The 7,857-nt window shown below is 40.4% G+C and carries 6 protein-coding genes and 1 pseudogene; 4 read left to right on the top strand and 3 right to left on the bottom strand.

Annotation, left to right across the window (positions count from 1 at the left end):
• Positions 1–62 precede the first annotated feature (62 nt).
• The 4 genes from F7D73_RS12415 (at position 63) to F7D73_RS12400 (ending at position 2,869) form a co-directional block, all read left to right on the top strand.
• Positions 63–542 carry a DUF3408 domain-containing protein gene (locus F7D73_RS12415; protein ID WP_153096049.1) on the top strand — a complete coding sequence of 160 codons (480 nt, stop codon included), beginning with the start codon at positions 63–65 and terminating at the stop codon, positions 540–542.
• 184 nt (positions 543–726) lie between these two features.
• Entirely contained in the window at positions 727–1,140 is a 414-nt protein-coding gene (locus F7D73_RS12410; RefSeq protein WP_153119209.1) for a plasmid mobilization protein, read from the top strand.
• The gene (locus F7D73_RS12405; RefSeq protein ID WP_153125155.1) at positions 1,137–2,087 is read left to right on the top strand and encodes a relaxase/mobilization nuclease domain-containing protein; all 951 of its coding nucleotides are present in this window, start codon (positions 1,137–1,139) and stop codon (positions 2,085–2,087) included. Before F7D73_RS12410 ends, F7D73_RS12405 begins: the two co-directional genes overlap by 4 nt.
• A 32-nt stretch (positions 2,088–2,119) precedes the next feature.
• Positions 2,120–2,869 carry a hypothetical protein gene (locus F7D73_RS12400; protein WP_194256915.1) on the top strand — a complete coding sequence of 250 codons (750 nt, stop codon included), beginning with the start codon at positions 2,120–2,122 and terminating at the stop codon, positions 2,867–2,869.
• A gap of 76 nt (positions 2,870–2,945) precedes the next feature.
• Here F7D73_RS12400 and F7D73_RS12395 read toward each other — a convergent pair whose 3' ends face one another.
• From F7D73_RS12395 to F7D73_RS12385, 3 genes and pseudogenes are all read right to left on the bottom strand, one after another.
• Positions 2,946–4,424: a leucine-rich repeat domain-containing protein gene (locus F7D73_RS12395; RefSeq protein WP_153125153.1), complete on the bottom strand. Its 1,479-nt coding sequence runs from the start codon at positions 4,422–4,424 to the stop codon at positions 2,946–2,948.
• A 61-nt stretch (positions 4,425–4,485) separates the two neighbouring features.
• Positions 4,486–7,155 carry a C13 family peptidase gene (locus tag F7D73_RS12390; protein ID WP_153125151.1) on the bottom strand — a complete coding sequence of 890 codons (2,670 nt, stop codon included), beginning with the start codon at positions 7,153–7,155 and terminating at the stop codon, positions 4,486–4,488.
• 428 nt (positions 7,156–7,583) lie between these two features.
• Positions 7,584–7,857, bottom strand: a pseudogene (locus F7D73_RS12385) (site-specific integrase); the annotation flags it as partial.

Below are 7,857 nucleotides of genomic sequence, written 5' to 3'. Positions count from 1 at the left end.
CCGACAATCGGTCAATGGTGCAAACCGTGACCACTATACCAACAATTTAAACAAGTTAAGCTATGGCAAGAACAAAAGAAACGAAAATGTTTCCTGAACAGCAGGAGAAAATGACACAGGAGGTGATGGCTTCGCTTCAACCATCCACTTATGGTAAAGACTATGCCCAAAAACATAGCTCTTTCTTTGAAGAGGTGGAGAACTCCGATTTAGAAGTTGTGACAGAGAATGTGGCTGCAACAACCTCCAACATGGAGGACGAGCTGACGAACGAGGTTCAATCGCCACCGAATCCGCAGAAGCGCATCAGTGGCAAGCAGCGCAAGGCGACATTAGAGGAGTATCAGCAGACCTTCCTCCAAGTTCCAAGGATTGACGACCGCAAGCCAGTCTTCGTCAGTTCCGATGTACGAGACCGTCTTGATCGTGTCGTCCGCATCCTCGGAGGGAGGCGCATGAGCGTATCGGGCATCATCGAGAACATCGTGCGCCACCACCTAAGCCTTTATGAAGAGGACTTCGAGGCTTGGCGCAAATTGTGAGAATTAAGGTCTGCGACCTTGGACGTGGATAGCTGAAAGGCTGTAGTTCCAACTAACGTGTTCTGAGAGGGAGCGAGGTTATGTTTTGGGAACCCCAAAACGCCTCGCTCCACCATGAGGGCGGAGATTTTTTGCTCCCAACGGTCGCAGAAAGTGAGTGTACCAACTGTAAACAGTGTATCGAATGACAAACGTACAGGAACAAGACAAGAGAAAGGGCGGAAGACCGCCCACGGGCAGGGTTCGCAAGCTGTCGAAGTCTGTCACGGTAAAGTTCTCGAAGCCAAGCTACGAGGCTTTGAGGCTGAGGGCGAGAAAAGCCAACCGCAAGTTGGCGGAGTACATCCGTGAGTCCGCCTTGAACGGCGAGGTGGTCAGCGGACACAACGCAGAGACGGTAGCCATCGCCAAGAACCTCATTGGCATGGCGAACAACCTCAACCAACTTACCAAGCTGTCGCATCAGAGAGGTTTCCATGAGACCCATGTATATGTGGTGGACTTGTTGAGAAGATTGAAAGCAATCCTTGGCGAGTATCGCCAAGCAAGTTATAAACCGAAGCCAAGCAGTATGGGCAGAAAGGAGGATACCACATGATAGGCAAGCTAAAGAAAGGTGCATCCTTTGGTGGTTGCGTCCGCTACGTGACAGGCAAGGACGAGGCGAAAATCCTTGCATCCGATGGAGTGTTACTCGGCACGAATGCCGAGATAGTACAAAGTTTTGAGCTGCAAAGACAGCTAAATCCAAGGATTAAGAAGCCTGTGGGACACATTGCACTCAGTTTCAAGCCCGAGGACAAGCCACGTTTGACGGATGAGTTCATGGCTAAGATAGCCCTTGAATATATGCAGATGATGGGCATCACCGATACTCAATTCATCATCGTAAGGCATCACAACACGGACAATCCACATTGTCATATCGTGTATAACCGCATCAACAATGAGGGCAAACTCATATCAGACGCCCGCGATTACAGGCGTAATGAGCAAGTGACCAAGGCTCTAAAATCCAAGTATGGATTGACTTACGGAACGGACAAGAGCAAGACTAACACTCGCAAATTGCGCAATGCAGAGCGTGCCAAATACGAGGTTCACAATGCCGTCAAGGAGGCCTTGAAAGGTGCTGATAGTTGGCAGAAGTTCAAGAATGAACTTGCAAAACGAGGTGTTCACTTAGAGTTTGTCTATAAGGATAAGGAGCGAACCAAGGTTCAAGGCATCCGCTTTAGTAAGGATGGATATAGCTTCAAGGGTACGCAGATTAGCCGAGACTATAGCTTTGGCAAGCTGAACACGAGATTTAAGGTAATGGAGAACCATTTATCAGCAAGAGCCAGTTCTACTCAACAATATGAGCAAGGTAGTTTCAAGGACGAGCTGTTGTCATTCATGTCGGAGAGCAGCCAAAACCCATGGAATGGTATTTCTTCCATAGGACTTTTTGCTCCTGCCAATGCACAGACCTTTGAGCAATTCCCAGAGGATGAATCATCCAAGAAGAAAAAGAAGAAACGCAGAAGAGGCTTTAGCCTTTGATGCAAGTCATAAACTTAAAATTAGAATCGAACATGAAAGAAGAAATGTTAGAAGCCATCTACGGCACAGTTGAGAGATTGGAGCAAAAAGTCGATGAACTTTCTGCCTCACCAAAGAATACAGAGGCGGAAAGCACTCCGGTCTCTGTAAGTGTTGATACAAGCAAACTTGAAAAAGCTATTCTTGCTATGGCTGTAAAAGAAGGGGAAGCTATTGACAAATTGGTAAGATTAAGAGAGGCTATCTGTATCTTTACCGACCTTACCAAGAAAGAAACAAGTAACAGAGAACAGCGAAGCAAGCTCTTGTTTGATACGGTTAAGCAGCTGAAGCAAGAGCAAGATGCTGCATCAAAAGACCTGCAAGAGCGACTTGACAACATAAGCAATACACCTCAAAAGAAGATTGTCACCCATCGCTTCGAGCCAACTTCAAAGTATGTTCTTCTTTTCATTGTTGGCATGGCTCTATCACTTGTAATATCCATTTGGGGCAATCTTACCCAATGGCGAGAGCACCAAGATTGGGAGGAGGCAGACTTGAAGTATAGGACATTGAAGATGGTACTACCATCTGATGACCCGAATATTCGTTATATCGAAAAGCATTTCAATGTGCAACGAGATGAAAATGTTATAGACAACGTTAGAAAACGTATTGTTGCTTACGAGGATTCTGTTCATCATCACTATGAAATGAAACAAATGGCAGAGTACAAGGATAGTCTATCCAAACAACTAAGCAATGAAGCGAAAAGAATAAAAGAAAAACTAAATGAATAGTAATGAAGGAACTATGGTCATTATGCTTGGATAATAAATGAGGAGGAGAAAATGTTACTTCTCCTCCTCAACTATTTCAATAAGCAAATAATGTCTTCTTTCCATTTTTAATGTACACCTGTCCTTTTTGCGGATTTATCACTTCTCTGCCATTTAAATCATAAATTCGATTGTTGGAATTAGAGTGTTCGATGGTGACATTGTGTATTGCTGTCGGGAAATCATCTGTCTCTATAAAATTAGTGAAACGATCCCATCCCCAAGCCTTTCGGTATTTTTCAGCAGTACCGACAGGAACATAAACCGGAATGTCATTGGGAGTACTTAGATTATGAACTGGATCGTAATCGCCAAATGGGGTATCCCCCGGATTAAGGGTGCTTTCCTCGCATACAGGAGGTTCGGAGGCCATACAATATATACGTTTTAATTCTGGTATGTAGGAACAACTTTCTTGTCCCAACATTTTCAATGTTGCAGGAAAGACTATCTGTTCCAAAGAGTCACAGTGCCAGAAGGCATCTTTCTCTATCGTTTCAAGTCCATTTGGTAACTCTATCTTTTTTAATGAGTGGCATTGTTGAAAAGCTGTTTTGCCAATACTTTTTACAGAGGATGGTATATTTACCTCTTGTAGTTTAAAACAAGCAGAAGCAAAGCTATTAGGAATCCTGTCTAATCCTTCTGGTAAATGTATTCTTTTCAAGAAATAGTTCTGTTGAAAAAGAGTAGGACTAGATAGGTCTTGGCAAGAATTTGGAATCCATATTTCTTCTAGACGGCATGCATAAAATGCAGCCAGGCCTATTCTTTCCAGTCCCTCTGGTAAATTGATAGACGTAATTTTTGACCTGAAAAAAGCACCATCATCTATTTCCTTAATGGTAGAAGGCAATACTACTTTACCTGTCAAACTACTACAGTCTGAGAAAACCAGTTGTCCAAACCTTTCAAAGCCTTCAGGAAATATCAATGGATCAGTCTTCAGACTTACACAATCCGAAAATGCGTAAGTTCCCAAATATTGTAAGGACGATGGTATGTTTATCTCTTCCAGATTGATGCAATACATGAAAGCACCTTCTTCTATTCGTTTGACTCCATCTGGCAGGATGATTCTCCTTAGATGGATAGTGTTTATAAATTCCCCACTTGGGTCCAACTGTTCATTTTGATGCCAAAAGGCATCTTCTGGGACAATTCCATTCTCTATCTCAGCATTTTCAAGATTTATGACAGAAAGCCTTCCTTTGAAAGAAGCATCCCAAAGAGTACGAATATCAGCAGCATCCACAGTTCCTCTAACCACCAAGGAGTCTACATTATAAATGTTGTCTCCCAGTGCACCAGCCAAGTTTCCTGCCTTTGATGTTATGTCCAAACCCACAAAATCATGGTCATCTTCTGTGCTTGTTGGGGTATTTATTGAATACCTGTAAACAGGACGGTTCAATATGGCCGTCTGTATTTTTCCAACAAAAGTAGTATCAATTTCCTGTCCATATACAGAAGTAGTAAATAGGGAAAGAAAAAACAAGAAATGCAATATTTTCATAACAAATTATATTTTAAGGTCACGTGTGATTGTAATAAATCACACGTGACATTTATTTATATTATTCTATTCTAATTTTTTGTTGATCAACAACTGTTGAATTTACAATATAGCAAACTACATACACACCTTTGGATAAATTTGAGCCATCAAAGTTAACAACATTTGCTCCTGCGGAAATCTGGCATGACACTTGCGCTATTCCATCAGTTATGTTCTTTACCTCAACAGAAGCATTATCCGGAGCTGCTTCTTTCAATTTTACTACAATATTGTCATTTGCAGTTGATATTGATTGTATTCCATATAAGTTCTCCAGAGATATGCTCTGCGTTGCAATTTCTCCATCATTCGTCATCGCAACAACGGTATAGTCGTTTCCGTTTATTCTTGGCGATACATTAATAGATTCTTTGTTTCCTAAAGTCTCACCTTTGCCATCAATCCATTTTAGACTATTAAAGTCTGAAGAATTATTGACTTTTAGTTGAAGTAATCCATCCTTAAATGGTTTTGTAGTTACAACAGGACCTTCTATAGGTTTAAGTGTAAGTACAGGCGACTCAACGACAAAAGTCTCACCGCCAATAACATTCCCCTTCTCGTCTTTCTGGACTAAGTCATATGTATATGTTGCACCATCGAATGTGTATTTGTTAAAATCAAATTTTAATTGTACTATGTCAAATTCATCCCCTTTAAGTAAAATGTTTTGTATTTTACTTTGTGGAGACGCAAACTTCACTTTGCGCAAGTTTGGTGCATTTGATTGAGGCGATACGAGTTCAATATCTTGCGATTTTAAACCACCACGTTCCCATGCATCATATATCTTAGGACTCATGGACATTTCAACTTTTGCTCTCTGGTATAAAGTAGCATCGGCTTCTGTCTGAGGAATGAGTTCGAGTGTATAGGCCTTATCCAATGTTGAGGTGTTACGAACATACACATTGAAAAATTTCTCTGTGTCTTTTTTACGAATTATAGTTACGTTTTTCTGTACTTGGTCATTACTTCCTTTCAAATCAAAATACGATTTTTCTGGAGAGTAACCATCATCATACGGAGTATCCATTATTTTTGCCAGCAAACAGAAATGGAAATTGCCCTCTGGATACTCCCTTAACATATAAGGAAGCTTCCAATCCATCGAAAAATCCTTGTATTTTCCTGCCTCTATCTTTTCATCAATAGGACATGCCTCCAAAACACCTCCTGTCTGCCATTTGTTTTCATATAATTCTCTTCCTTTCCAGGCTTTTTGCGTAATACCAGTGGATGCCTGAACCCAGTAAATCAGAATCCATTTGCCTTCACCGTTAAAATCTTCCTTGCCTCGGTTATAGACACGAACATTTACAAAAGCCACACGATGATCTGATGAATATTCTGGATTTTGATGTTCATAAATACCGTCTTCTTGGTTGCGAACCCATATTGATGGACTCTTCCAAAACTCATTAGTAGTCAAATTCGGCTCTTTGCCAGTATCCTCTGGATTGTCTTTCATATAGAGGTCTACAGCTGGAGCGAGATGTGTGAAAGCCAAATCTTCCCCAACAGAAATTGGTGTAGAAGTATACATCGGATGTTCAGCTGAAACCCTATCCTTGTCCTTTGCATAAATAAAAGCTTCGTCCATAGTCACTCTACCATTTTTGTCCGCATCGGATTTTACAGACACATTCCTATGAGTTGCCTCATTTACAGCACACGTCCACTGATAAACAAATTCATCATAAGGAATGTCCGAGCAAGCCCAAGACGATTCGCTGCCTGTTGAAGCTGATGCAACGACACAACCTACCTTTTTAAGATTGTCATTAAATCCTCCAGAGAAACACTGACCAAGCACAACATTTACATTTACAAATTTTGAAGTAAATGGCTCAAGCATTGTGGCCAATTCATAATCATACAAACTTTCATAATTCCATAAACAGATATATGAATTTGTATTATAGTCATCTGTACCACCATGATCTATTACAAAGATGAATAAATGGTCATCCTTGTTTAGTTTGTTGGCTAATGTACCTAAAGTGTTCTTTACATTAGCTTTTGTTGCTGCAAGTTTTATCTCGTCAACACCATCGTTGTCAAGGTCAAGAGGCTGTGATTTGTATCCTCCAGATATACTTCTCATGTCTGCCGCTGGATTATCTCCATCTGACATAATAGGATATATGTTTCCTTTTGGTATGCTATACTTGTTGACCAATGTTTGGTATATAAAAGAACAATCATTCCAATAACGCTCATAGTTGGAGTTTTTGTTCACACCACCACTCAATATTATTGCGTAAGTTCTTTGTGCAACCTCATTGCTTCCATTGGAAGAAGCTGCTTTTCTTACCTGTGGTTTTGACTTGGCATTACTACCATAACGGTTTTTGACAAGTAGAGGGGCATAATCTTCTTTTGGAGGCATTTTCCTCAATACTTTTCTTGGCCGAATAGTATTGATATCTGTTGTCGTAGCCTTAGGTATAGTCAAAACATAGCAATCGTGTTGCCAGCCTTTCATCGGTTCGGCATCTACAAAGATATTCCAAACAGCAGATGTGCTATTACTAAGAATGTAATAGTCAACATCCTTACCCACAAATTGTTTCTGGGCGATGGCTAACGCATCGTCTTTTGAGATTCTTTTAGCTGTCTGTGCTAATGAAACTGTTGAAAACAGACTGCTAAAAACAACACTTAGTAAGAGTAATACATTTTTCATACCACCAAATGTTATAAGTTAATAATATTGTTGATGAACACATTGAATCCATATTTGGACTCACGCCGTCAAATTTACATAAAATTAGCCAAGAAAGCAACTAATAAGCTAAAAAATTTTTGTTTTTGCTGATATTTTAACACATATCGCAAACGTGTGCGTAAACAATATGTCGAACGTGATCTTTCATTGCTATGAACATCATTATGATATTATTTTTACGATTCTATTATACTACTCATAAATAAATCATAATAATTCGTAAAATAATAGCAAAAGGTATTGTTTTTCAGATTTTAGATTTATCTTTGTTCTTGAATTAAAAGCGTTCTTTTTATATTGCAAAGTTGAGAAAGAAAAAGAATATAGCTCGTTTCTAAATCGTTAGCAGTTACATTCTTTAAAATATTTAACTCGCTGATATTCAATCAATAAAAGATTTTGCTGTGACTCCCCGAATGGTAGGAATAGGTCTTGCTCGTTTCCGCCAACTTGCAGATGGTGATGAGATCGATACGAACACGATTCGTGCTCAGCAATGGGAAAAGGGTATCTCTTGCCTCGTCCTCGTATTTCGCCATCAGCTCCAATGCTTCGGGCAGGAGTTTCACCCTGGCAAGTGTTCCGGTCTTCTTGCGGTTATAGATGAGCCATTTGTCGCCATCCTCCAACACCTTGACATTGGCTTTCGTGATGGAAACG

It is taken from the genome of Segatella copri (assembly GCF_009494395.1).
In the GTDB taxonomy this organism is placed as follows: Bacteria; Bacteroidota; Bacteroidia; order Bacteroidales; family Bacteroidaceae; genus Prevotella.
This window is presented reverse-complemented; position numbering and strand designations above follow the sequence as displayed.

Excerpts from the sequence above, each read along its gene's own strand:
- F7D73_RS12415 (WP_153096049.1), top strand. The coding sequence starts at position 63 with ATGGCAAGAACAAAAGAAACGAAAATGTTTCCTGAACAGCAGGAGAAA.
- F7D73_RS12410 (WP_153119209.1), top strand. The coding sequence starts at position 727 with ATGACAAACGTACAGGAACAAGACAAGAGAAAGGGCGGAAGACCGCCC.
- F7D73_RS12405 (WP_153125155.1), top strand. The coding sequence starts at position 1,137 with ATGATAGGCAAGCTAAAGAAAGGTGCATCCTTTGGTGGTTGCGTCCGC.
- F7D73_RS12400 (WP_194256915.1), top strand. The coding sequence starts at position 2,120 with ATGAAAGAAGAAATGTTAGAAGCCATCTACGGCACAGTTGAGAGATTG.
- F7D73_RS12395 (WP_153125153.1), bottom strand. The coding sequence starts at position 4,424 with ATGAAAATATTGCATTTCTTGTTTTTTCTTTCCCTATTTACTACTTCT.
- F7D73_RS12390 (WP_153125151.1), bottom strand. The coding sequence starts at position 7,155 with ATGAAAAATGTATTACTCTTACTAAGTGTTGTTTTTAGCAGTCTGTTT.